19 protein-coding genes are annotated in these 25,284 nt (G+C 58.6%); 5 read left to right on the plus strand and 14 right to left on the minus strand.

The window, feature by feature from the left end:
- Nucleotides 1-56: 56 nt before the first annotated feature.
- The 3 genes from A15D_RS04140 (at nucleotide 57) to A15D_RS04150 (ending at nucleotide 1,747) form a co-directional block, all read left to right on the plus strand.
- Complete coding sequence (locus A15D_RS04140; protein ID WP_102790891.1) at nucleotides 57-785, plus strand: hypothetical protein; 729 nt, start codon at nucleotides 57-59, stop codon at nucleotides 783-785.
- A gap of 68 nt (nucleotides 786-853) precedes the next feature.
- Nucleotides 854-1,201 carry a 4a-hydroxytetrahydrobiopterin dehydratase gene (locus A15D_RS04145; RefSeq protein WP_102790892.1) on the plus strand — a complete coding sequence of 116 codons (348 nt, stop codon included), beginning with the start codon at nucleotides 854-856 and terminating at the stop codon, nucleotides 1,199-1,201.
- An 87-nt stretch (nucleotides 1,202-1,288) separates the two neighbouring features.
- Nucleotides 1,289-1,747: a YiiD C-terminal domain-containing protein gene (locus tag A15D_RS04150; RefSeq protein ID WP_102790893.1), complete on the plus strand. Its 459-nt coding sequence runs from the start codon at nucleotides 1,289-1,291 to the stop codon at nucleotides 1,745-1,747.
- 142 nt (nucleotides 1,748-1,889) lie between these two features.
- Here the strand turns inward: A15D_RS04150 and A15D_RS04155 are convergent, their stop codons facing one another.
- The 12 genes from A15D_RS04155 to A15D_RS04210 all read right to left on the minus strand — a co-directional run bounded on the left by A15D_RS04155 (nucleotide 1,890) and on the right by A15D_RS04210 (nucleotide 18,426).
- On the minus strand, nucleotides 1,890-2,672 hold the full coding sequence (locus A15D_RS04155) for a pilin (protein ID WP_102790894.1): 783 nt from the start codon (nucleotides 2,670-2,672) through the stop codon (nucleotides 1,890-1,892).
- 157 nt (nucleotides 2,673-2,829) lie between these two features.
- Entirely contained in the window at nucleotides 2,830-3,894 is a 1,065-nt protein-coding gene (gene hemE, locus A15D_RS04160; protein ID WP_102790895.1) for a uroporphyrinogen decarboxylase, read from the minus strand.
- A gap of 149 nt (nucleotides 3,895-4,043) precedes the next feature.
- A complete protein-coding gene (locus A15D_RS04165; RefSeq protein ID WP_022985283.1) occupies nucleotides 4,044-5,465 on the minus strand; it encodes an FAD-dependent oxidoreductase in 1,422 nt (473 codons plus the stop codon).
- A 17-nt stretch (nucleotides 5,466-5,482) separates the two neighbouring features.
- Nucleotides 5,483-9,946: a glutamate synthase large subunit gene (gene gltB / locus A15D_RS04170; RefSeq protein WP_022985284.1), complete on the minus strand. Its 4,464-nt coding sequence runs from the start codon at nucleotides 9,944-9,946 to the stop codon at nucleotides 5,483-5,485.
- Nucleotides 9,947-10,099: 153 nt separating this feature from the next.
- Nucleotides 10,100-11,710, minus strand: a complete 1,611-nt coding sequence (locus A15D_RS04175) for an SPOR domain-containing protein (protein WP_102790896.1) — start codon at nucleotides 11,708-11,710, stop codon at nucleotides 10,100-10,102.
- Nucleotides 11,700-12,779 (minus strand): 3-dehydroquinate synthase, encoded by a 1,080-nt coding sequence (aroB, locus tag A15D_RS04180; RefSeq protein ID WP_102790897.1) that lies wholly within the window; start codon nucleotides 12,777-12,779, stop codon nucleotides 11,700-11,702. Before aroB ends, A15D_RS04175 begins: the two co-directional genes overlap by 11 nt.
- 89 nt (nucleotides 12,780-12,868) lie before the next feature.
- Nucleotides 12,869-13,402: a shikimate kinase AroK gene (gene aroK / locus A15D_RS04185; RefSeq protein WP_369825815.1), complete on the minus strand. Its 534-nt coding sequence runs from the start codon at nucleotides 13,400-13,402 to the stop codon at nucleotides 12,869-12,871.
- Nucleotides 13,399-15,549 (minus strand): type IV pilus secretin PilQ family protein, encoded by a 2,151-nt coding sequence (pilQ, locus tag A15D_RS04190; protein WP_102790936.1) that lies wholly within the window; start codon nucleotides 15,547-15,549, stop codon nucleotides 13,399-13,401. The genes aroK and pilQ overlap by 4 nt, the downstream gene beginning before the upstream one ends.
- Before the next feature lie 32 nt (nucleotides 15,550-15,581).
- Nucleotides 15,582-16,109: a pilus assembly protein PilP gene (locus A15D_RS04195; RefSeq protein WP_102790899.1), complete on the minus strand. Its 528-nt coding sequence runs from the start codon at nucleotides 16,107-16,109 to the stop codon at nucleotides 15,582-15,584.
- 12 nt (nucleotides 16,110-16,121) lie between these two features.
- Entirely contained in the window at nucleotides 16,122-16,796 is a 675-nt protein-coding gene (locus A15D_RS04200; RefSeq protein WP_102790900.1) for a type 4a pilus biogenesis protein PilO, read from the minus strand.
- A complete protein-coding gene (locus tag A15D_RS04205) occupies nucleotides 16,793-17,362 on the minus strand; it encodes a PilN domain-containing protein (RefSeq protein ID WP_102790901.1) in 570 nt (189 codons plus the stop codon). The genes A15D_RS04200 and A15D_RS04205 overlap by 4 nt, the downstream gene beginning before the upstream one ends.
- Complete coding sequence (locus A15D_RS04210) at nucleotides 17,359-18,426, minus strand: pilus assembly protein PilM (protein WP_102790902.1); 1,068 nt, start codon at nucleotides 18,424-18,426, stop codon at nucleotides 17,359-17,361. The genes A15D_RS04205 and A15D_RS04210 overlap by 4 nt, the downstream gene beginning before the upstream one ends.
- A 199-nt stretch (nucleotides 18,427-18,625) precedes the next feature.
- Between A15D_RS04210 and A15D_RS04215 the strand changes: the two genes are divergently transcribed.
- Nucleotides 18,626-21,139, plus strand: coding sequence for a penicillin-binding protein 1A (locus A15D_RS04215; RefSeq protein ID WP_102790903.1), 2,514 nt, complete (start codon nucleotides 18,626-18,628; stop codon nucleotides 21,137-21,139).
- Nucleotides 21,140-21,199: 60 nt separating this feature from the next.
- Here A15D_RS04215 and A15D_RS04220 read toward each other — a convergent pair whose 3' ends face one another.
- Together A15D_RS04220 and rpmE are read right to left on the minus strand one after the other, a co-directional pair.
- Nucleotides 21,200-22,474 carry a malic enzyme-like NAD(P)-binding protein gene (locus A15D_RS04220; protein ID WP_102790904.1) on the minus strand — a complete coding sequence of 425 codons (1,275 nt, stop codon included), beginning with the start codon at nucleotides 22,472-22,474 and terminating at the stop codon, nucleotides 21,200-21,202.
- 116 nt (nucleotides 22,475-22,590) lie between these two features.
- Nucleotides 22,591-22,809 carry a 50S ribosomal protein L31 gene (rpmE, locus tag A15D_RS04225; protein WP_102790905.1) on the minus strand — a complete coding sequence of 73 codons (219 nt, stop codon included), beginning with the start codon at nucleotides 22,807-22,809 and terminating at the stop codon, nucleotides 22,591-22,593.
- Nucleotides 22,810-22,959: 150 nt separating this feature from the next.
- Between rpmE and A15D_RS04230 the strand changes: the two genes are divergently transcribed.
- Nucleotides 22,960-25,134, plus strand: coding sequence for a primosomal protein N' (locus A15D_RS04230; RefSeq protein WP_102790906.1), 2,175 nt, complete (start codon nucleotides 22,960-22,962; stop codon nucleotides 25,132-25,134).
- Nucleotides 25,135-25,284: the final 150 nt, after the last annotated feature.

Raw genomic sequence — 25,284 nt, forward strand, 5'->3', positions numbered from 1 at the left:
GGCATGCCGCCCCTGTTATGCTATGATCTTCAGGCTTTTTATCTTCGGGGCGAATAATGAAAATAATCAAAACTGCCGCGTTCCTGCTGTCTACCCTGACCGTAACGCTGCTGGCTGGCTGCCAGGGCATGCAGGGTGACCGTGAAGGGGATTACTACTTCTCACCGGCCGGCGCCTACATTCTTGACCTGAGCATCAATACCTTTCGGGGTGAAGTGGTGCTGGATGAACGCTGTGACCGTAACGGCGGCTCCGCCACCTTCTGGGATGGCAGCGGGCGACTGTTCCGGGTGGACTACCTGAACGTGCAGAACCACCCCATGATCCAGGCTCCGCGCTTCGCCTCGGATCTCACCCTGCTCAACCTGACACTGAACAGTTACCTGCGTGATGTGGTGGCCAAGGCACCGATGATCACCAGCGCCGAAGCGTCCTACCGGGAATTCATCGAAGATGCCGATCCCAAAGCGCTGTTCGCCATCATCGGGATAAACGTGGACGCCGCCCAGGTCAAGGACAGCGACGTGGAAAGCGGCACCTACTACTACGGTTTCCTGCTGTTCAAACGCGGTGACCTGATTTATGTCCTGCAGCACCGTCAACCGGTACTGATGCCCGAGAAAATGAAGGCGGTACTGCTGAATCTGGCCGCAGGAATGGAGATCCCGGGCCGGGTTCGCGATGACACCGACCTGGAAAAGCTGCGCCGCATCCTCAAGAAAATGGCGCCAGGCGGCACCGATGGCGACCCGGTTCGCCTGTGTGAGCCGGCCAATCCTGCCTGATTGATTACCCGCTGTGGATGCATGCACAATGAAACGTGCATGCATCCACGCAAGGTAATGACATTCCCATGAGCACAACCTCACTCAACAGGCAGCAATGTGACGCCTGCCGCGCTGACGCTCCCCAAGTGACCGAGCAGGAACGGGAAACGCTGTTCCCGCAGATCCCGGAGTGGATTCAGGTAGAAGAAGACGGCATCGAGAAACTGCAGCGGCATTTTCCGTTCAGGAATTTCGTACAGGCACTGGCCTTCAGTAACCGGGTCGGCGAACTGGCCGAGCAGGAAGGCCACCACCCAGCCATTCTCACGGAATACGGCAAGGTAACAGTGACCTGGTGGACCCACAAGATCCGTGGCCTGCACCGCAACGACTTTATCTGTGCCGCCAAGACAGACGCCCTGCTCAACGACTGACCGTTTGCGCCAGCCAGCTGAACTAAACGGTTTTCCGGCGCATCCCCCGGCTTTGTTAGCATCCCCGGTAACTGAGGAGAAACTGACATGGCCCTGACCGAAGAACAGAAAACCCTGATCAAAGCTGCCAGCGACAAGACCTTCCCGTTCGTGGAACGTTGCGAAGTGCAGACGCTGGAAGTCGACCGCGGCTACTGCAAGATGCTGATGCCGTTCAAGCCCAACATCAATCACGTGGGCATCATGTATGCCGGCGCTCTGTACACTATCGCCGAGCTACCCGGCGGCACCATCTACCTGACGTCCTTCGACACCAAGAAGTTCTATCCCATCGTCAAGGACATGTCGATCCGCTTCCGTCGCCCCGCGACCACCGACGTCACCGTGGAAGTGACCCTGAGCGAAGAAGAGATCCAGCGCATTGAAAGCACCACGGAAGAAGTGGGCAAATGCGACTTCGAATGGGATGTGGAACTAAAAGACGCCAACGGCGAGGTGGTTGCCATCTCCCACAACGTCTACCAAATGCGCAAGATTGGCGCGTAAGACGCATCAAGCTGCACGCAACAACGCAGGTGATCGCGCAAGCGACTCAAACAAAAGAGGCCGCGCCCAAATGCTGGACGCGGCCTCTTTTTTTAACTCACAGCTCACAGCTGATAGCTGATAGCTGATAGCTGATAGCTGATCATTCCACCTGCTCACAGAAACCTGACGGCCCCATGTTAACCGTCGTGGTGCATTTCCACTCGATTCCTCTGGGCCCCCGGCTATCTACCGGCCAGGTCGTCAGCTCGTGCCCCTCCAAACGCCCTGCCAGCTCCAGTTTGAGCATGCCCTCCTGCAACAAGTACGCCCGCTTCACCCGATCATCAATCAGCTGCTCCTGGGCAACTCCCAAATCAGACAGGCTTTGCGGCCAGCTCCCTGAGCTCAGGTAATACTCGGTCATATACATGCGCAGAGCGGAGACAGTCGAAAAACTCTGCGCCAACTCCGAGCGGTCACGGCTGGCACTGAATAGCTCCCAGGTTTTAGGATCGATACCCGGAGGGACCGGCGCGTTGTCCGGCACCGCCTTGGGCTGCGTCTGCGGCATGGGCACTCGGCGCGCCAGCACATCCACATCGGCACTGTATCGTGCCCGCAGAGAGCATCGCGAACCGCTCCAGCGCTGACCATCCAGTACCGGCGCCTCGCCCATCAGCTGGCTGCGATAGGCATCCTCAAGCAGCGATTCGCTGAGATCTTGCTCCCGGTAAGCCAGCTTGCGCTGCTGATAGGCATCCGTAGCAGCAATCACGCTCAGCAGACTGACCTGCAGCTCTTGCGTCATTTTTTCCAGCGCCCGGGCACAGACTTGCTGCTCGGTTTCCCCCTCTGCGGCACGCTCCACCTTGGCAAGCGCCAGAGACATGGACAACGCTGGAAGCGCCCAGCCCAGCAACAACACAACCATCAACAATCGCATGAGAATCCTTCCCCCTGAACAGCGGCAAGCTTCAAGCTACAACGCGAATCAAGGACCTGTCAGGGCTGGTACCGCCGGAGCCGCGCCGACACCATGGTCGCGACTCCAGTATTCAACACACATCAACCCTTCAAACGCGTTGCCGCTTGTAGCTTGGTTATTTCGTGCTGAACTCGTGCACAGCCTCAATGAATACACGCGCATGTTCAGGGTCCACTTGCGGGGTAATGCCGTGCCCCAGGTTAAAAATATGCCCCGGGTGATCGCCGAAGTCCGTGAGGATACGCTTTACTTCAGCACGAATGGCCTCTGGTGCCGCATACAATACTGCCGGATCCATATTGCCCTGCAGGGCCACCTTGTGACCGACACGGCGACGGGCTTCCCCAATATTGATGGTCCAGTCCAACCCCAGACCATCACAACCAGTCTCGGCCATGGACTCCAGCCACAGCCCGCCGTTTTTGGTAAACAGGATCACAGGAACCTTGCGGCCATCATGATCACGGATCAGCCCGTCGACAATCTGCTTCATGTACTTGAGCGAAAACTGCTGATACGCCTCGGCGGACAAAGCCCCACCCCAGGTATCAAAGATCTGTACTGCCTGGGCTCCGGCACGAATCTGCGCATTGAGGTAACCGGTAACGGACTGCGCCAGTTTGTCGAGCATCGCGTGTGCCAGCTCCGGCTGACTGTAAACCATGGCCTTGAGGTGGCGGAAATCCTTGCTGGAGCCGCCTTCCACCATGTAGGTGGCCAGGGTCCACGGGCTACCGGAAAAGCCGATCAACGGCACTCGGCCATTGAGCGCCCCTCGAATGGTGCTGACGGCCTTCATCACATAGCCGAGATCGGCCTCCGGGTCGGGAATCGGCAAGGCCGCCACATCTGCTTCGGTGCGCACCACCTTCTTGAACTTCGGCCCTTCACCCGTTTCAAAATAAAGCCCCAGCCCCATGGCATCCGGGATGGTAAGAATGTCGGAGAACAGGATCGCCGCGTCCAGCGGATAGCGCTCCAGCGGCTGCAAGGTAACCTCACAGGCAAGATCCGCGTTCATGCACAGATCCATGAACGACCCCGCATGCTCACGGCTGGCACGGTACTCCGGCAAATAACGTCCGGCCTGCCGCATCATCCAGATAGGGGTACGTTCAACATTCTCTCGGTTGAGTGCACGCAGGAAGAGATCATTCTGAAGTGGCGCAAAGCTGGTCATGCAATATCCTGAATCTGACTGGCACACGGTGTGCCGAACGAGTATGAATAGCGAACTTTACCTGATTGGCAACCAATACGCCCCCTCCCTGCACATACAGAAAGGCCCGCATTCGCGGGCCTTTCTGTCAGGATGGGCACATACCGGGATTACACATCCAGGTAGTCCAGAATCCCCTTGGCGGCTTCACGGCCTTCCCAGATGGCGGTCACCACAAGGTCAGAGCCACGCACCATATCCCCACCGGCAAAGATCTTCTCGTTGCTGGTCTGGAAGGGAAACTCCTGCTCTTCCGGCGCAGTCACGCGACCGGAATCATCGGTGTTGATACCTTTGTCAGCGAACCAGTCCGCCGGGCTGGGCCGGAAACCGAAGGCAATGATCACGGCATCCGCAGGCAGGATTTCCTCACTGCCCGGGATCGACTCGGGGCGGCGACGGCCATTGTTATCAGGTTCACCCAGCTTGGTTTCCACCACCTTGATGCCAACCACCTTACCGTCTTCACCCACCACTTCGATGGGCTGGCGGTTAAACAGGAACTGCACGCCCTCTTCCTTGGCGTTAACCACTTCCTTGCGGGAACCCGGCATGTTTTCTTCGTCACGACGGTAGGCACAGGTCACGGTGTCGGCGCCCTGACGAATGGAGGTCCGGTTACAGTCCATGGCGGTATCACCACCACCCAGCACCACCACCCGCTTGCCCTTCATGTCGATGAAGTCAGCGGCAGCCTTTTCCAGGCCCAGGTTACGGTTCACGTTGGAAATCAGGAACGGCAGCGCTTCGTGCACGCCATCCAGATCTTCACCCGGGAAACCGCCTTTCATGTAAGTGTAGGTGCCCATGCCCATGAACACGGCATCGTACTCGGCCAACAGCTCATCGATGCTGATGTCCTTGCCCACATCCACGCCCAGACGGAATTCCACACCCATGCCTTCAAAGACTTCACGGCGCTTGGCCATGACCGGCTTTTCCAGCTTGAACTCGGGGATACCGAACGTCAGCAGGCCACCAATTTCTTCATAACGATCGAAGACAACCGGTTTCACCCCGTTGCGGACCAGCACGTCAGCACAGCCGATCCCGGCCGGGCCCGCCCCGATAACCGCCACTTTCTTGTCAGTCCAGACGACCTTGGACATGTCCGGACGCCAGCCCATGGCCAACGCGGTATCGGTGATGTACTTCTCGGTAGCACCGATGGTCACCGCACCAAAGCCGTCATTGAGGGTACAGGCCCCTTCACACAGACGGTCCTGGGGGCACACACGACCACAGACTTCCGGCAGGGAGTTGGTCTGGTGACTCAACTCCACCGCTTCCATCAAATTCCCTTCGCTGATCAGTTTCAGCCAGTTGGGAATGTAGTTGTGTACCGGACACTTCCACTCACAGTAGGGGTTACCGCAATGCAGGCAGCGGTGCGCCTGATGCTCCACTTCCCGGGTTTCAAACGGGTAGTAGATTTCCTCGTACTTGTGCTTGCGGTCGTCAATGTCCTTTTTCTTGGGATCGTGCCGTGGCACATCCAGAAACTGGAAATTGTTGCTCAAACGTTCAGCCATGTTCTCCCCAACCTCCGTTATGCCGGATTGGCGCGCGTGGTGTTCAGCAGGCTGTCCAGGCTCGCGGCCTTGGGTTTCACCAGCCAGAACTTGCGGCTCATGGCATCAAAATTATCCAGAATGTACTGGCCCCATTCGCTGCCGGTCTCTTCAACATATTCGCTGATCACGCCGCGCAGATGGCTGCGGTGAGACTCGGTGGCTTCGGAACTGATGCGATGCAGTTCGATCAGTTCCGGGTTGATGCGGTCGAAGAAATCATTGTCCTCGTCCAGCACGAAGGCAAAGCCTCCGGTCATGCCGGCACCAAAGTTGTGGCCGGTCCGGCCAAGTACCGTGATGCACCCACCGGTCATGTATTCGCAGCAGTGATCGCCAGCGCCTTCTACCACCGCATGGGCTCCGGAGTTACGCACCCCGAAACGTTCACCGGCGGTACCAGCGGCAAACAGCTTGCCTCCGGTGGCACCGTACAGACAGGTGTTACCAATGATGGCCGTTTCCTGGCTCTTGAACGGGCTGCCCTGGGGCGGACGAATCACCAGCTTGCCGCCGGCCATGCCTTTGCCCACGTAGTCGTTGGCATCCCCTTCAATGTACATGTGCAGGCCGCCGGCGTTGAACACACCGAAGCTCTGCCCTGCTGTACCGGTGAAACGAACCTTGATCGGCGCGCTTTCCATGTCCAGGTTGCCATACTGCTTGGCGATGGCTCCAGAGACCCGGGCACCCACACTACGATCACAGTTGGTGATCGCGTAGTGGAAAGAACCACCGGACTTGTTGTCGATCGCCACCTGCATGTCATTGATCATGGTATCGCTGAGCAACGCCTTGTCGAACGGCTCGTTGCGATCCACCTGACAGTGGGTGGGCTTGTCTGCCGGCACCAGGTCGTTGCGCAGGATCGGAGTGAGATCCAGCTTGCCCTGACGCTCGGTTTCGCCTTCCAGCACTTTCAGCAGGTCGGTACGGCCGATCAGGTCCGGAATGCTCTTCACACCCAGCATGGCCAGCAGCTCACGAACTTCGCGCGCCACGAAGGTGAAGTAGTTGATCAACAGCTCAGGCGCACCGATGTAGTGCTCCTTACGCAGGTCTTCACGCTGGGTCGCCACGCCGGTGGCGCAGTTGTTCAGGTGACAGATCCGCAGGTACTTACAGCCGAGAACGACCATCGGCACGGTACCGAACCCGAAGGATTCCGCCCCCAGAATAGCCGCCTTGATCACGTCCAGACCGGTCTTCAGACCGCCATCGGTCTGCAGGCGGATCTTGTCGCGCAAATCATTGCCACGCAGCGCCTGATGCGCTTCTGCCAGCCCCAGCTCCCACGGAGAGCCCGCATAGCGGATAGAGGTCAACGGACTCGCAGCAGTACCGCCGTCATAGCCGGAGATGGTGATCAGGTCGGCATAAGCCTTGGCCACACCGGAGGCCACCGTGCCTACGCCGGGCTCGGATACCAGCTTCACAGAGACCTGGGCATCCGGGTTAACCTGCTTGAGATCAAAGATCAGCTGGGCCAGATCCTCAATGGAATAGATATCATGGTGCGGCGGCGGTGAAATCAGGGTGACACCGGGCACGGAATGACGCAGCCGCGCAATCAGGGTGTTCACCTTGCCGCCGGGCAACTGGCCGCCTTCACCGGGCTTGGCACCTTGGGCGACCTTGATCTGCAGCACTTCTGCATTCACCAGGTAGTGCGGGGTGACACCGAAGCGACCCGAGGCAATCTGCTTGATCTTGGAGACCCGCTCGGTACCGTAACGGGCCGGGTCTTCACCGCCCTCACCGGAATTGGAGCGCCCGCCAAGACGGTTCATGGCGGTTGCAATGGCTTCATGAGCCTCCGGGCTCAGAGCCCCCAGCGACATGCCCGCAGAGTCAAAGCGCAGCAGGATATTTTCCAGCGGCTCGACCTCATCCACGCTGATGGCATCCACATCATCACGCAAGGCGAACAGATCACGCAGGGTCGCTACCGGACGCTTGTTCACCAACTCCGCGTATTCGCGGTAAGCGTTCCAGTCGTTGTCCTGGGTGGCATGATGCAGAGCATGGATCACGTCCGGGTTGAAGGCGTGATATTCCTTGCCGTGGATAAACTTGAGAACACCGCCGGCATCAATCGGCTTACGCTGCTTCCAGGCATCTTTGACCAGATTCTTCTGGTCCGCCTCGAAGTCGACAAAGCCGGCACCCTGGATGCGGCTCGCCACACCCCGGAAGCACAGGTCCACCACCTCACGGTCAATACCTACCGCTTCAAACAGCTGGGCACCCCGGTAAGAGGTGATGGTGGAGATCCCCATTTTGGAGAGGATCTTCATCAGGCCCTTGTTGATACCCTTGCGGAAGTTCTTCTGCAGCTCTACCGCATCGCCCAGCAGCTCGCCGGAGCGCACCATGTCGGCGATAACGTCATAAGCCAGGTACGGATAGACCGCGGTGGCACCAAAGCCGAACAGCACGGCAAAGTGATGGGAATCGCGAGCCGTCGCGGTTTCCACAATAATGTTGGCGTCAGAGCGCAAACCTTTCTCGGTCAGAGAATGGTGAACGGCACCGGTGGCCATCAGCGCCGGGATGGTCAGGGTATCCTGGCCAATACCGTGATCGGTGAGCACCAGAATGACCTTGCCATCACGTACCGCTTTTTCCGCGGCGTCGCACAGATCCAGTACCGCCTGTTTCAGGCCGGCCTTGGGATCATAATGCAGGCTCAGTTTGGCGTGCTCATAGCCCGGACGCTGGATATTCAGCAGATTGGTGAACTTGGAGTGCGACAACACCGGCGTGGACAGAATTGCCCGGTCCGCATGGTCCGCCGTTTCCTCGAACACGTTCCGCTCAGCACCCACACAGGTTTCCAGGCTCATGACGATCGCTTCACGCAGCGGATCGATGGGCGGGTTGGTCACCTGGGCAAACTGCTGACGGAAATAGTCGTACAGCGGACGCTCACGCTTGGACAGCACCGCCATGGGCGTATCGTCCCCCATGGAACCTGTGGCTTCCTGCCCGGTTTCGGCAAGCGGACGCAGCACCTGATCACGCTCTTCAAAGCTGATCTGGAAGAATTTCTGATAGCTGAGCAGATCCTGCGGATCCACTTCGTCGGTGCGACCCACCTCGTGATCGTAGTCCGCCTCAATACGCAGGGCGTTACCCTTCAGCCAGTCACGGTAGGGGTGACGTACTTTCAACCGGTTATCGATATCCCGGGTATGCAGGACTTCACCGGTTTCCGTGTCCACAGCCAGTATCTGGCCCGGACCGACGCGGCCCTTGGCGACGACATCTTCCGGCTTGTAGCCGTAGACACCGATTTCAGAGGCCAGAGTGATGAAGCCGTTCTTGGTCACAACCCAACGCGCCGGACGCAGACCGTTACGGTCGAGCATACAGACCGCGTAGCGGCCATCGGTCATCACCAGACCCGCCGGGCCATCCCACGGCTCCATGTGCATGGAGTTATATTCGTAGAAGGCACGCAGGTCCGCGTCCATGGTTTCCACGTTCTGCCAGGCCGGCGGGATCATCATGCGCACGGCGCGGAACAGATCCATACCACCGGACAGCAGGATTTCCAGCATGTTATCCATGCTGGAAGAGTCAGAACCGGTACGGTTGACCAGCGGGCTCAGCTCTTCCAGCCCGGGCAACAGTTCGTTGGCGAACTTGCTTTCCCGCGCCAGCGCCCAGTTACGGTTACCCTGAACGGTGTTGATCTCACCGTTGTGAGCCAGGTAGCGGAATGGCTGCGCCAGCGGCCACTGCGGCAGGGTGTTGGTGGAGAAGCGCTGATGGAAGACCACGATGGCGGTTTCCATGGCCTCATCGCCCAGATCCGGGAAGAAGGCCGGCAGATCCACCGGCATCATCAGACCTTTATAGGAAATCACCGACGCCGACAGGGAGCAGACATAGAAATAGCCATCGCTCTCAATCGCTTTTTCGGCATGGCGACGGGCAAAGAACAGGCGACGGTTCAGCTCCTGCTCGGAGTTACCGTCTGCAGCGACCAGCACCTGCCAGAAACCCGGCAGAGAGGCGCGCGCCAGCTCACCCAGGCAGGCGTCATCCGTGGGCACTTCACGCCAGCCCAGCACCTTCACATCCTGCGCTTCAAGAGCAGCATCGATGGCGGCCTTCTGCTTGTCGGCCTCGGCGCTGTCAGGATGGGTAAACACCATCCCCACACCGTAGTTGTCCGGCAAGGCAATAGACGCATCCTGCGCAACCTTGCGGAAGAAAGAATCGGGTTTCTTGAGCAACAGACCGCAGCCGTCACCGGTTTTTCCATCGGCGTTAATACCGCCCCGGTGGGTCATACATGTCAGTGCTTCGATGGCGGTTTGCAAAAGCTCGTGGCTGGCGTTGCCTTCCATATGGGCAATCAGACCAAAACCACAGTTGTCCCGGAATTCTCCGGGCTCAGTGAGCCCCCGCACCAGCGTTGAGTTCTGCTGCATCAAAACCTTTCCTCTTGAAATTCAGAGACTTACAGAAGGCAAATGGCGTCAGGATAGTGGTGACGGCAAAAAAGGGATATGCATTCTACACATTGCGGGGTTGGGCGACAAATTGAACAGTCGCCCAACCCGCTTTTTTTCTTGAAACAGGACCTACAACTCGTTGCGAATGTCGGCCATCTTGCGGGGAAAAGGGCCAGCCTGGCGCAACTTTGCAGGCAACTCCGCCTTTGCGTCAAGCGCCGCCTGACGACTGGAATAATCCCCCGCCAGCACCAGCCAAACGGACTTTCCATTGCGGCGTGCCGCATAATAAGCCCCTTTTCGCGCCAGCTGGTCCAGCACACCGCGGGCATTGGCCTCTTGGCTTGTCACCGTAATCTGCAGAAACCAACGACTGTCATCCAGGGTCGCCAGCCAATCGGCCTGCCGATAACCCGACTCCCCCTCGGATGCCTTCGGCGCCGGCTTGCTGGCCGACATGGCCTCGGAGGCGGTCGCCTCAGCGGCGGGCTTGCTTTGCGACTCGGGCTTCGTCGCCTCGCCCTCATTATTCGCGGCTGGCGCCTGAGTGACCTGCATCTCCTTCTCTCTGGCCGCCGGCGACGACTGCATGACCGGATCGGAAACCGGCGTCAGCACCACACCACTTTCCGGGGCCGAGCGGACTCCTTCTTCACCAGCATCATTCAGGGGAGACTCGTCTGCTCCGCCGTCAGAGGCAGGATTGTCCAGATCCTCCAGCCGGGCCACCGGCTTCATGGTCGGCTGCAGCGGCTGCACCTGCGGCTCAGCTGCCACGGGCTCCCTTTCCGTTTCACCAACCGCTTCCGGCATGGGTAAGGCCAGATCCCGCCGCTCGGGCACCGGATCGACCTCATCGCTACCGGAGAAAACTGCCCACAGCAGCACCACGGCAACCAGAAGACCGCCCACTGCCACCAAATGCCGCCAGGGAGGAGCCGCACGGGTCGCACCTGCCTCTTCCTCTAACGGTTCGTCATACTCTTCGGCATCCTGTCCGGCCTCGGCGTCATCGAAATCGTCGCCCTCTTCCTGACGGGCAGCAAAACGCATGGAAGCCTCCTCCGGCACCTCCTCAACACTGCCAGCCCCAACTCCGACCGCACCGGACGTGGCAACCAACGGCGACTCGCCACTCTCGTGAAGTCGCGCCTTCAGCGCACCCAGATTCCCTGATACCGCCTCAGCATGCGCGCCCGACGCAGCATCATCCAGCTCCATACCGAGCACAAACCAGGCAAAATCCTGCACGTCTTCCGCTGCCAGCGCCGGAAGATCCAGTACATCATCAACAACAAAATCTGCGCCCTTGAGGCTTTCGGCAATACCGGGCAAGCCGCCGAACAGGTAACCCAGACGCGCACCCAGCTTTTGCTTGAGGGCCAGCATAGTGGCAACCGCAGCACTCTCCAGCTGCTCCGCGTTGTCGATAACAACAACAAGGCGCCCCTCAGCCAACGCCGCTTTCAGCACTTCAGGTAACGCTGCACGCTCGATATTGAAGTGCCGCAGCAACGCATCGATCACCGCATTGGCATCATGCTCGTCTGCGCCGTCCAGACGCACGACCTCCATGTCATCCAGCAAGGCCATGACTGCCTGCCCCAACAGGGTGGACACGCCGCTGCCTTCATCCCCCTCGAGCACAGCCACGGAACCCAGTCCGGCATGGGCCGTCAGTGCATCCAGAAAATCTCCACGGGATGCGCCACTGAAAAAACGGTCCTCATCAAACTCCACAGAATGCCTCCAGGGTTTCTTGCAGTGCGGCCGCCGGATAATCGGCAGTGACCACAGCATCGCCCAACGCCTTCATCAACACCAGGCGTAACTGGCCGTTATGCACCTTCTTGTCTAGTGCCATCAAATCCATAAATTGTGCGGCGGTCATACCCTTCGGCACCGCAACGGGCAGCCCCCAACTTTCCAGCAATGCCGTCAAGCGCGACTCCAGGCCTTCATCCAGCCAGCCAAGTCTGGCCGACATGCTCACTGCCATGACCATCCCGGCAGCCACAGCCTCACCATGCAGCCACTCGCTATAGCCGGTGGCCGTTTCCATGGCGTGGCCGAAAGTATGACCCAGGTTCAACAACGCGCGGTTACCCTGCTCGGTCTCATCATCGGCCACCACCTGAGCCTTGTTCTCGCAACTGCGGTAGATCGCCTCTGCCATCAGCTCTGAGTCTCTGGACAACAGTCGAGGGTTGTTGGTTTCCAGCCAGTCATAAAATTCCGGATCCCGAATCAGGCCATACTTCACCACTTCGGCATAACCCGCCGCCACCTCACGGGTCGGTAGCGTCTCAAGCACATCGGTATCAATCAATACCAACCGCGGCTGATGAAAGGCACCAATCATGTTCTTGCCACGCGGGTGATTCACCGCCGTCTTGCCACCCACGGACGAATCCACCTGGGCCAGCAATGTCGTGGGCACCTGAATGAAATCGACACCTCGCTGGTAGCACGCCGCCGCAAACCCGACCATGTCGCCGACCACGCCGCCACCCAGGGCAATCAGCGTCGTTGTGCGCGAATGGCGCTTCTCGAGCAACGCGTCAAATATGCTCTCCAGCGTCGCCAGTGTCTTGTACTTCTCCCCATCGGGCAGCACCAGGGTATCGCACTGGATTTGACTGAACTGTGACTGAAGCTTGTCCAGATAGAGCGGCGCAATGGTTTCGTTGGTGATGATCATCACCTGGTTGCCGCGAACTTGCTCAGCAAGCGGAAAAGTGTCGAGCAAGCCTTGCCCGATATGAATGGGATAACTACGTTCGGCCAGGGCCACCTGAAGTGTGCGCATCATGTCTCCGTGGTGAGAATCGCCGCAACCTGCAGAACGGCGCATGCTGAGCCAGCAAGCGCCCAATCAGTTACGTGGACTGGGGCACATTATCCTTGGCCGCGAGAGACCAAACAAGCAAGCACGTCATCCGCGACTTTCTTGAGGTTACCCGACGCCGTTGACACCACATGATGAGCCACCTTTCGATAGAGGGGATCGCGCTCGGCAAACAATGCTTCCAGCTTTGCCTGGGGGTCCGCTGTCTGCAACAGGGGGCGGTTTCGGTCATTACGGGTGCGAGCAAGCTGCACCTCAACCGGCGTCCACAGATAGACCACGCAACCCCGGTCATGCATCAGCGCCAGATTTTCCGGCGTCGTCACCACACCCCCTCCTGTCGCCAGCACGATGCCCGGCATGGCGGTCAGCTCATCAATGGCTTCGTGCTCACGACGACGGAAGCCGGACTCGCCTTCCACATCGAAAATCCAGGGGATATCTGCGCCGGTTTTCTCTTCGATCACCCGGTCAGAATCGTAGAAAGGACGTTCCAGTATCTGGGAAAGGTGTCGGCCCAGGGTGCTTTTACCTGCACCCATCGGGCCGACCAATATCAAGGAAGGAGTTGAATTATCTATCACCGACTCGCCAGCGCATCTTTCATCAACCGCGGCGTGATAAAGATCAGCAGCTCCTGCTTGGTATCACGGTTAACGGTCTTCTTGAACAGGTTTCCGATCCACGGCAGATCACCCAGGAAGGGGGTCTTGGTCACTGCGTTGATCTTTTCCTGCTGGAAGATACCACCAAGCACGACGGTTTCGCCATCATTGACCAGCACCGAAGTCTCAACCCGGTTGGTATCAATTGCAGCAGAGCCATCCGAGCTGAAAGAATCATTGTTCACCTTCAGCGTCATGATGATATTGCCATCAGGGGTAATGTGAGGGGTCACTTCAAGTCGCAACTCAGCTTCCACAAAATCGATGGACGTTGCACCGGAGGAAGTTGCCACTTCAAAGGGAACTTGCTGACCGGAGGCGATAACGGCAGGCTGCTGATCTGCGGTCAGCACCTTTGGCGTCGCCACCAGCTCACCATGCCCTTCGGCTTCCAGAGCAGAAAGCTCAAGCTCGATCAGACCGGAAGCCAGAGAGGTAAAGCCAACTGCAAAGCGTGATGCATCAGCAGAATCCACACCCAGATCAACGATCAGGTCATCGCCATTCTCAAGGCTTTCCATCTCGAAGTCATCAGGACCGAAATCAACATCATCGGGGTCCAGCGCGGTGTTACCGCCAAAGATCGTTGCATCCACATTACTCTGATGGAGGTCGCGAATGGACTGAAGCCGACCTGACACGCCATAGGTACGCTTGTCCTGGAGCATACTCTCGCCATCGAAGCCCAAACCACCCCAACGCACACCAAATTCATCGGTAATATCATTGGTAGCTACCACAACGCGAGCCTCAATCAGCACCTGCTGCACAGGAATATCCAGCTGCTCGATCAGCTCCCCAATTTCCTGAAGCTTCGCAGAGGTATCCTGAATAATCAGCGTATTGGTTCGCTGATCAACCACCACCGAGCCACGGGAAGACAGCAGAGCCTCACCCTTGCCTCCAGCATTGGAAATCAAGGCTTTCAACTCGGTCGCATTAGCATAGTTAATGTTGATGTACTGCGTGCGAAGCGGCGCCAGTGCCTCGATTTTCTTCTGACTTTCCAGCTCCAGCTGCTCACGGGCTGCAATTTCGTCCGCTGGAGCAACCAAGAGCACGTTACCTACCTGGCGCTTATCCAGCCCTTTTGTCTTCAGGATGAGTTCCAGCGCCTGGTCCCAGGGCACATTCTGTAAACGCAGGGTGATACGACCGCTTACTGTGTCTGACGCCACAAGGTTCAGGCCAGTAAAATCAGCTATCAGCTGGAGAACAGAGCGAACCTCAATATCCTGAAAGTTCAGCGACAACTTCTCGCCAGTATATTCAAACGCATCTTTCTTTTTCCGCTCAGCTTCAGTGCGACTAATCGGCTTCACATTGATGCTAAACTCATTATCCGCCTGATAGGCCATATACTCCCAAGTACCAGTCGGCTCGATTTCAATAATCGTGCTGCCATCGGTGGTCTTGGTGTCCACCATTCTTACCGGCGTAGCAAAATCGGTTACATCCAGCTTGCGCAGCAAATCATTGGGCACACCAGCCCCCACAAAACGCGCAACAATACGACCCCCTTCTTCCTGGACATCCACAGGAATCGTTGCTTTGGACAATGTCACAATGACTCGTCCTTCACCGTCTGTTCCGCGACGGAAATCCACCCCAGTCACAGAAGCCTCACCGGCTGCGCCGGATGCGGATGCCTGGCCAGTTTGCGCTCGGTCCCCACCCAACATCACAACCAGCGTGTCACCCTCTACTTCCGTGGTGTAACCAGTCAGCGAATCGAGATTAAAAATCAGACGGGTTCGATCTTTGGCCTCAACGATCGTGACACTGCGTGCATTGCCCGCACCCAGATTCTGACGCTTGCCGGTGATAGAGGTATCCGCACCAACCAAATCCAGCGCAATCCGTGCGGGCTGCTCAATACTGTAGCCCTTCACTTCCGGAACGCCACCTTCAAACTTTAGGCGCACCTCCATGGCATCACCGGACAGCGCATTGGCTTCGATAGATTTCAGGGTGTCCGCACCTGCAAGAGAAGCAAGGGTAGACAAAGCCCCGACCGCCAGTACTCCTGCCAGACGCCGGGACGCGTATTTTTTTGTTTTCAACATTGTATTTTTCATAACTGGATCCCCAGCGGCTGTTATTCGGAAAGCGTGACGTTGCTGGCTCGCTCCACCCAGCCATCACGCCCATCCGGAACGATTTCAATCAAACTTACCCTGGCCTCGGTAACTTCCCGGACCCGACCAAAGTTTTTCCCCATGTGACTCCCCGGCCTCACGCGCGACACAGCTCCAGAAGGATCTGCAATTAGCGCCTGCAACGTTTCACCCGGGCGATTGATGGTACCCACCATTTTCAATGAATCCAGCGGGAAGCGTTCCAGGTACTCCTTGGGACGCCCCATGTCAGGCTCAACCTTACGGCCATCCGGCACCACAATCAGCTGCTGGTCCACCGGCGGACTAAACGGAGAGCGAAGCTTATGCGCCGCATACGCGTAGGACGCAACGGGCTTGAACTCCGGCGGCGGCTCGATCCGGCCACGCGGGCGGGCCTTGATCTCCTGGAGCCGCGCATCCAGCTCACCCAGATTTGCCCCTGAACCACACCCCGTCAAACCTGACAGAGCAATGAAAATCACTGGTATTGCCAAAATCTGTTTCATCACACGCCCCCGTTATTTCTTCTTGCCAGTGGCCGACGCACCAACCGAGGCATCTCTGGAAGAGTAGCGGTAGGTCTTGGCGGTGATATCCATTTTCAGCAACCCGAGAGCCACTAGCTCTGGCTTGTTTTCTGGCGGACGACTAATAGTGAAATCATGCAAGGTTACAATCCGGGGCAATGCCGCCACCCCGGAAACAAAAGAACCAAAGCCATGAAAATCGCCAATCACCTCAATATCAATGGGCAGCTCGGCATAAAACTCCTTTTCCACCTCGCCCTGCAATGCAATGTTTTCAAACTCGAGACCGCTACCCAATCCGGTATGCGTAATGTCCTCAAGCAAGCCAGGCACTTCGGTGTCGATGGGCAGCTGCTTCAGGAGAGCACCAAAGGTCTGCTCCATCTCGGCAAGCTGCTTGCGAAATTGTTCAAGGTTATGGGCCTCGAACGCCTTCTTCTCGTAGGCCTGCAGCAAACTCGCCTCTTCCCGCTGCTGCGACTCAAGCACCCCTCCCAGATCCTTGATTGAGAAGAAGTACCCCAAAGCCAACACCGCGATCAGCACCAACAACGCAGCCACCACCTTCACTGGCGTCGGCCACCCCCCAACATTCTCGAAATCCAGACTGTTGAGCTCATCCATGAGCTCACGCAAATCCATATTTTTCAGCTCAGAGGCTTTCATTGTTTTTCTTCCTCATCCTGGCTGTTCGCGGAGGCCTGTTTGACCGTCAACTTGAAACTATTGGCTTCAGAACCATCCTCCAGAGCAGTCACATTCTGCAGCGTCGCTTCCTGGAACCAGTCTGACTCGTCCAGATTGCGCATCAGACGTGAAATACGGTTATTACTTTCTGCGACACCTGCAATCGTGTAGGTCTCACCGACACGCTTGATCTGGTTATAAAACACTCCATCAGGCAAGGTCTTTACCAGCTGGTCAAAGACATAGACGATCGCGGGCCGGTTACCTTGCAACCCCTGGATCACTTCCATTCTCGCCACCAACTCATCACGCCGCGCCTTCAGCTCCTTGATTTCCTTGATCTTGGAATCAAGCTCGGCGGACTTTGCTTCAATATGACTGTTGCGCGCACGCTGATCAGCAATTTGCTGGTTAACACTGGACTGCCAGAACCAGAACAAGGCAAAACCGATGACCGCCGCGATCACCAGCATGACGATAAATTCCTGCTGTTGCTGCTTGCGGCGCTCTTCACGCCACGGCAGGAGGTTAATTGTTGTTGTCATTGGTCAAAGCTCCTCAGGGCCAAGCCACAGGCGATCATCAGCGCCGGTGCATCATTGGCAATGGCAGAGGCACTTACCTTGTTCGCCAGCGCCATATCACTGAACGGATTGGCCACGGAACAGCTGGCCCCCACCTTTTCCTGAATCAGGTCATCCAGATCCGGAATCGATGCCGACCCCCCGGCCAGCAGGATATAGTCCACCTCGTTAAACTGGGTAGAACCATAAAAGAACTGCAGTGAACGATTCACCTGCTGCACCACCGCATCCTTGAACGGCTGCAGCACTTCACTTTCATAATCGTCGGGAAGCTCACCGGTCTTCTTGGCAAGGCCAGCCTCTTCCATGGAGATGCCGTAGCGACGCTGAATTTCCTCAGTCAGTTGCTTGCCACCGAACAGCTGCTCGCGGGTATACACGCTACGGCCCTGATGGAACACATTGAGCGTGGTCATGGTCGCGCCGATGTCAAAAACGGCGACGGTTTCCAGCTCATCGGCATTCGGCAGGGTAGGCAGCACCAGCTGGTAGGCACGCTCCATGGCGTAGGCCTCCACATCCACGACCTTGGCCTGCAGCCCACCGATTTCGAGGGCATCAGTACGCATTTCCACGTTCTCGGTGCGGGACGCCGCCACCAGAACCTCAACACGCTCATCGTTGCCTTCTACCGGCCCCACGACCTGAAAGTCCATGCGGACCTCATCCATGGGATAGGGAATATATTGATCGGCCTCGGATTTAAGCTGGGCTTCGAGCTCATCCTCGTTCAGGCTGGCATCCTGCTCGATCAGCTTGGTAATCACCGCAGAGCCAGACACCGCCACCGCCGCGGTTTTTACCCCCGGGCGCGCACGACTGACCAGGCGGGCAATCGCATCGCCCACCCCTTCCACATCGGTGATGTTCTTTTCGACAACCGCGTTGGCCGGCAGGGGTTCAACCCCGTAGCTTTCGACCTTGTAGCGGCCCCCGGATTTGGACAGTTCCAGCAGTTTGACTGCGGTAGAACTGATGTCGATCCCCAGTAGTGTCTGGGCCTTTTTTCTGAGGAAAGGCAGCACTGTCGTCGTCCCGTCTGGTTATTATTGAAGTGTTTTTTCTTGCTAAAGATACACTTACAGGTTTTTTATGTCGAATTACTTTAGGAGTTAGTAATAGCAGAACAGATATTAGATCACAACAACCTTTCCACCATATAATGACCCACTTCACGGGCCAGCTAGGCCCTTCTTCTGATCCCAGCCTGTAGTTGTCGAAAACATGCGTTTACCCCCCTGGATCCGATACCTGCTCCTTCTCCTCACCGCCGGCACCGGTGGAGGCCTGTTGATACTGGCCGCCAGCTACCTGTATCTGGCCCCCCAACTGCCCCCGGCCAGCCAGATTCGCGAGGTGGAATACCAGATTCCTCTGCGGATATACAGCCATGACATGAAGCTTGTTGCAGAATATGGCGAAAAACGGCGCCAACCAGTGACCTTTGATGAACTGCCGCAACCACTGGTACAGGCCGTACTGGCGGCAGAGGATGAGCGCTTCTTCAGCCATAACGGGGTAGACATGAAGGGGCTGTTACGCGCTGCAGTGGAACTGGCCCGCTACCGTGAGATCCGCTCCGGCGGCTCTACCATCACCATGCAGGTCGCGCGTAACTTCTTCCTCGGCCGCGAGCAGCGCTTCTTGCGCAAGTTCAATGAGATCGTACTGGCGATACAGATCGAGCGGGTACTCAGCAAGGAAGAGATTCTGGAGCTGTACCTGAACAAGATCTACCTGGGTCACCGCGCCTACGGCGCCCAGGCCGCGTCCCAGGTTTACTACGGCAAGGATATCGGTGAACTGAATGTAGCCCAGATGGCCATGATTGCCGGGCTACCCAAGGCCCCCTCTGCCTACAACCCCATCACCAACCCGGAACGGGCTCTGGTGAGGCGCAACTGGATCCTGTTCCGGATGGAAGAAACCGGCGCTATCAGCCACGAAGAACGGCTGGCGGCCCAGCAGCAGCCCGTATCGGCCCGCTTCCATGCCGCCCAACCAGAGGTCGAAGGCGCCTATTTCGCCGAAATGATCCGTCTTCAGGCCATGGACCTGGTGGATGCCGATATCTACACCGATGGCATCCGCATCATTACCACCCTGGATAGCGCCAAGCAGACCGCCGCCGTACACGCCCTGCGCGACGGACTCCACAGCTATGATGAGCGGCATGGCTACCGCGGACCGGTGGCCCAGATAGACACATCCGCGCTGCCTTCACTCCCCGCCATGCAGCGCAAGGACCAGGAAACACCGCCTGAAGAAGCTGACGCCGGCCAACCCCTCGAAGAAGACAAAGCCGAACTGGAAAAGACCATCACCGGACTGGACCCCAGCGTCGCCGCCTGGGCCAAACTGCTGCAGAAACACCACCGGGTGGGCCCATTGCGCCCAGCCATCGTCACCGCCGTCAACGGACAACAGGCGGATGTGCTGTTCAGTGATGGCAAGCGGGCAGAGCTGCAGTGGGAGGACATCCAGTGGGCCCGCCGCTATATCAGCGACAAGTACGTTGGCAACGAAATCAGCAAGGCAAGCCAGGCCATGGCTACCGGGGACATCATCTACGTCCGTCCCGCAGGCAACGATGACGACCGCCGCTGGCGACTTGCCCAGGTCCCTCGCGCCCAGTCAGCACTGGTTTCCCTTGATCCCCAGACCGGTGCGATCGAAGCCCTGCAGGGCGGCTACAGCTTCAGCGCATCCAATTTCAACCGGGCCGTCCAAAGCAAACGCCAGGCAGGCTCGGTCTTCAAGCCCTTCATTTATACCTCCGCCATGGAGAACGGCTTTACACCAGCGTCCATCATCAACGACGCCCCAGTCGTGTTCGACGATGACAAACTGGAAACTGCCTGGCGGCCCACTGGCGCCAGCGGCAAGTTCTATGGGCCCACCCGCATGCGCGAAGCGCTGTACCGTTCGCTGAATCTGGTGTCCATCCGCATACTGCGCCAGATCGGCATCAGCCAGGCCATGGGCACCCTCAAGCGTTTCGGCCTCCCCACCGACACCTTTCAGCGAGATCTGTCACTGGCACTGGGCAGTGCCAGCGTCACCCCCATGGAAATCGCTACCGCCTACAGCATCTTTGCAAATGGTGGTTACCGGGTGCCTGCCTGGGGTATCCAGCGCATCGAGCGCGAAGATGGCGAAATACTCTGGCAAGCACCAAAGGTGATTCGCTGCGAAAGCCCCTGTACCCCCCCTGCAGACACCAGCAGCAACCCGGACAGCCAGCCCGCCCCACTGATGGCTCCACGGGTTTTGGATGAGCGGGTCGCCTGGCTCATGAACTCCATGCTGCAGGACGTGGTGCGTCGAGGTACCGGCCACCAGGCCAACCGTCTGGGCCGTCGGGACCTCGCGGGCAAAACCGGTACCACCAACGATCAGATGGACGCCTGGTTCTCCGGCTATTCTCCCGATCTTGTTGCCACCGTATGGGTTGGCTTCGACAATCCCGCCAACCTCGGCTGGGGGGAATACGGTGGCAAGGCCGCACTGCCCATCTGGATGGACTACATGGGACCCGCCCTGGAGGGCGTAGCCGACCATCAGCTGGAGCAACCCTCCGGTATTGCCACCGTGCGCATCAACCCGGACAACGGCCTGCTGGCCCGCCCCGAAAACCCGGATGCCATCAAGGAATACTTCATCGAAACCCAGGTGCCGGATCTGGAGCCCCCTCTGGCCCCCGCCGGCGGACATCGCGCTCCGGAACAGATCTTCTGATCAGCGCCCATAAAAAAACCGCCCATAACGGGCGGTTTTTTTATGGCTCGCAGACCCTGCTTACAACGCCGGAAAAATCTCATCCAGTGAATTGAGCGGGTAGTGCGACGGGTACCCTTTACGGGCCACACCGCAATCGACGGCGGCACGAGCCACCGCAGCTGACACTTTGCCAAGCAAGCGCGGGTCATTGGGTTTCGGAATGATGTAATCCGCACCGAAGGTCAGCGGCTCGCCGCCATAGGCGTCCAGCACCTCTTGCGGGGGCGCCGTGCGCACCAGCTCGGCAATGGCATGCACCGCAGCGATCTTCATCTCTTCCGTGATAGACGTCGAGCGGACATCCAGCGCACCGCGGAACATGTACGGGAAACACAGCACATTGTTCACCTGGTTCGGGAAGTCAGAGCGGCCAGTGGCCACAATGGCGTCAGGGCGAGCCGCCTTGGCCACTTCCGGGCGGATCTCCGGATCCGGGTTTGCCAGGGCAAAAATGATCGGCTTCTCGGCCATCTTCTTCACCATCTCAGGGCTAAGCGTATCCGGACCGGACACACCGATGAACACATCAGCCCCTTCAATGGCATCATCCAGCGTGCGCTTGTCGGTATCGTTGGCCAGCGCCGCCTTGTACTGGTTCAGGTCATCGCGACGGCTGTGAATAACGCCCTTGCGGTCCAGCACCAGGATGTTCTCCTTGCGGGCACCCATCTCGATCAACAAACGCACAGAGGCAACACCGGCAGCCCCGGCGCCAACACAAACCACCTTGATGTCTTCGATACGCTTTTTCTGGATTTCCAGGGCATTGATCAAGCCGGCTCCCACGACAATGGCAGTACCATGCTGATCATCATGAAATACCGGCACATCGCACTGCTCTTTCAGGATGCGCTCAATCTCGAAACACTCCGGGGCCCGGATATCTTCCAGATTGATCCCGCCGAAAGTGCGATGGATGCGCACCACCGTATCGATGAACGCCTGAGAATCCTCAGCATCCACCTCGATATCGAACACGTCGATACCGGCAAACAGTTTGAACAGGATGCCCTTGCCTTCCATCACCGGCTTGGACGCCAGCGCCCCCAGATTACCGAGACCGAGGATAGCGGTACCATCACTGATCACCGCAACCAGATTGCCTTTGGACGTAAAACGGTAGGCCAGCTCCGGCTCCCGCGCGATTTCACGCACCGGCTCGGCCACCCCGGGGCTGTAGGCCAGGCTCAGGTCACGGCTGGTTGCCGCTGGCTTGGTCACTTCAACACTGATTTTCCCGGGTCTCGGCTTGGCATGATATTCCAAAGCCGCCGTTTTCAAATCCTCGGACATGGTGGTCTCCGCTGGTCCCTTTGAGGGATATACACTGTGTTCGCAAGGTCAAAAAAGCAAAAAGCACCCGGCAGGGTGCTTTTGGCAAGTCTTAAAAGGGTTGTTCGCTCTCGCGATCAGTCCTTTTTGCTGCGCATCATGCCGAAGCGCTGCTTGAACTTGTCGATCTGGCCGCCGCTGTCAGCCTGCTTCTGCTTGCCAGTATAGAAAGGATGGCAGGCGGAGCAAACGTCGAGGGACATGTCACCACCACGGGTGGAACGGCTCTCGATCACGTTGCCACAGCTACAGGAGTAGGTGGCTGCCTGGTATTCGGGATGAATCTCTGGTTTCATTGCTGAGCTCCAATCTGTGTCGCTACCTGCCTCTACGACAGGCACCACACGGCTTGCGTCTGGGAAAAAGAAGGCGAATCATAACAGCTTGATTCCAATCCGCAAGCGCCATTATGCCCCGCTATGGGGGCTGCAGGCTCAGGAAACTCCGTGTCGACCAAACCCGTGCTGCAAATTGCCCTGCCAGTCCCCCTGCCTGGCTGCTACGACTATCTGTATTCCGGCTCACCGGCGCCGGCACAGGGCACCCGCGTCCAGGTCCCGTTTGGGCGCCGCACCCTGGTCGGCGTAGTGCATGGCCAGACCCAAAGCGATTATCCCAAACTCAAGGCCGTCAGCGCGGTTCTCGACGACACCCCGGTCTTCACCGCAGAACTTTATGCCCTTTGTGAACGGGCCGCCCGCTATTACCATCACCCGCTGGGCGAGGTGCTCAATTACGCCCTGCCCGCCCTGCTACGCCAGGGCGGCGATGCCCAGCCCAGCCAGGAAAAACGCTGGCGGCTCACCGAACGCGGCACCCATGTCAGCGACGAACAGGTCAGCCGAGCCCCCCGCCAGCACCAGGCCCTGCAAGTATTGCGCGAACACCCCAAAGGCCTGAGCAGCGCCATGCTCAACGCCCTCGACGTGGCCTCCCCGGCCCTTAACGCCCTGCGCGACAAGGGCTGGGCCGAACACTTCGTGGTCGAAAACGGCCCCGGCATCAGCAAGGAGGTACTGGCCGAGCCGCCACTGGCCGCCAACGGAGAGCAACAGCAAGCCATTAATGCCATTCAGGATGCAGAGGGCTTTACCCCCTTCCTGCTCGATGGAGTCACCGGCAGCGGCAAAACCGAAGTCTACCTGCAGGCCATGGCGCCCCAATTGGCCGCCGGCAAGCAGGTACTGGTGCTGGTACCCGAAATCGGCCTGACCCCGCAAACCGTGCAGCGCTTCCGGCAACGCTTTGCCGTGCCTGTCACCACGTTGCACTCCGGCCTCACCGACCGGGAGCGACTGGATAACTGGCTGGCGGCCCGGGACGGCAAGGCACGCATCATCATCGGCACCCGTTCGGCCATCTTCACGCCGCTGGCGAATCCCGGCCTGATCATTGTCGACGAGGCCCATGACAGTTCCCTGAAGCAGCAGGACGGTTTCCGCTACCACGCACGCGACCTGGCCACCTGGCGAGCCCAGACCCTGAACATCCCGGTATTGCTCGGCAGCGCCACCCCGGCACTGGAAACCCTGCAGCTGGCACGCGACCAGCGCTTCCACTGGCTGAAACTGTCGCGCCGGGCCACCGAGCAACAGCGCCCCGGCATCGAAATTCTGGACGCCACCCTCGCGCCTCCCAATCAGCCTCTGCTCCCCCTGTCACTGCAAGCCATCAAGCAGTGCGTGGACAACGGCAACCAGGCTCTGGTGTTTATTAACCGCCGAGGCTATGCCCCCATGATCCTGTGCCAGGATTGCGGCTGGCAGGCTGAGTGCAAACGGTGCGACAGCTTTCTCACCTGGCACCGGGCCGAAAACAACCTGCGCTGTCACCACTGCGACAGCCAGCAGCGCGTACCATCACGCTGCCCCAGCTGTGGTTCCAGCGCCATCCATGAAGCCGGTAGCGGCACCGAAAAGCTCACCGAGCTGCTGGAACAGTCCCTGCCGGTGCCGGTGATCCGCATCGACCGCGATGCCACCCGCCGCAAGGGGGAACTGGACAGCAAACTCAAGACCATCCGCCAGGGCGACCCGGCCGTGCTGGTCGGCACCCAAATGCTCGCCAAGGGGCACCATTTCCCGAAGCTGGCACTGGTAGCGATTCTGGATATGGACGCCGGTTTCCTGAGCGCCGATTTTCGCGGCCCCGAGCAAGCCGCCCAACTGTTGTTACAAGTTGCAGGGCGCAGTGGCCGCGAAGGTCAGGGCCGGGTATTGCTCCAGACCCGCCACCCGGACCATCACTTACTGCAGCTGGCCGCCAGCGGTGACTACCCGGCCCTGGCCAGCGCCCTGCTCGAAGAGCGGCGCATGGCCGCCTTGCCTCCTTTCGGCCATCTGGCCCTGTTCCGCTGCGAAGCCATGACGCTGGGCAAGGCCATGGCATTCCTTCAGGAGCTCGCCCAGCAACCGGTCGCCGACGGCGTGAATGTGCTCGGCCCGGTCCCCGCCCCCATGGAAAAACGGGCCGGCCGCTACCGAGCCCAATTGCTGCTGCAGGCCAGCCAGCGGGCGCCCCTGCATCAAACCCTGGAGCGCCTGCTGGACGCCGCCCGCCAATCACCACAGTCACGCCAGTGCCGCTGGCATGTGGATGTCGACCCCATCGACATGCTGTAAAAGTGGCTTTATCAGGGCGTGTCGCGGATGCGCGGGCATGAGATTTGAACTGGCACCCGACCTCGGATTGGCCGGCATGACGCCCCCTCTTGGCGGAGAGAAACGGCAAAAGCGCCCGGGTGCTGGCAGCTTTTCGACTCGGCGCTCCCT

It is taken from the genome of Alcanivorax sp. MD8A (genome assembly GCF_002888555.1).
In the GTDB taxonomy this organism is placed as follows: domain Bacteria; phylum Pseudomonadota; class Gammaproteobacteria; order Pseudomonadales; family Alcanivoracaceae; genus Alcanivorax.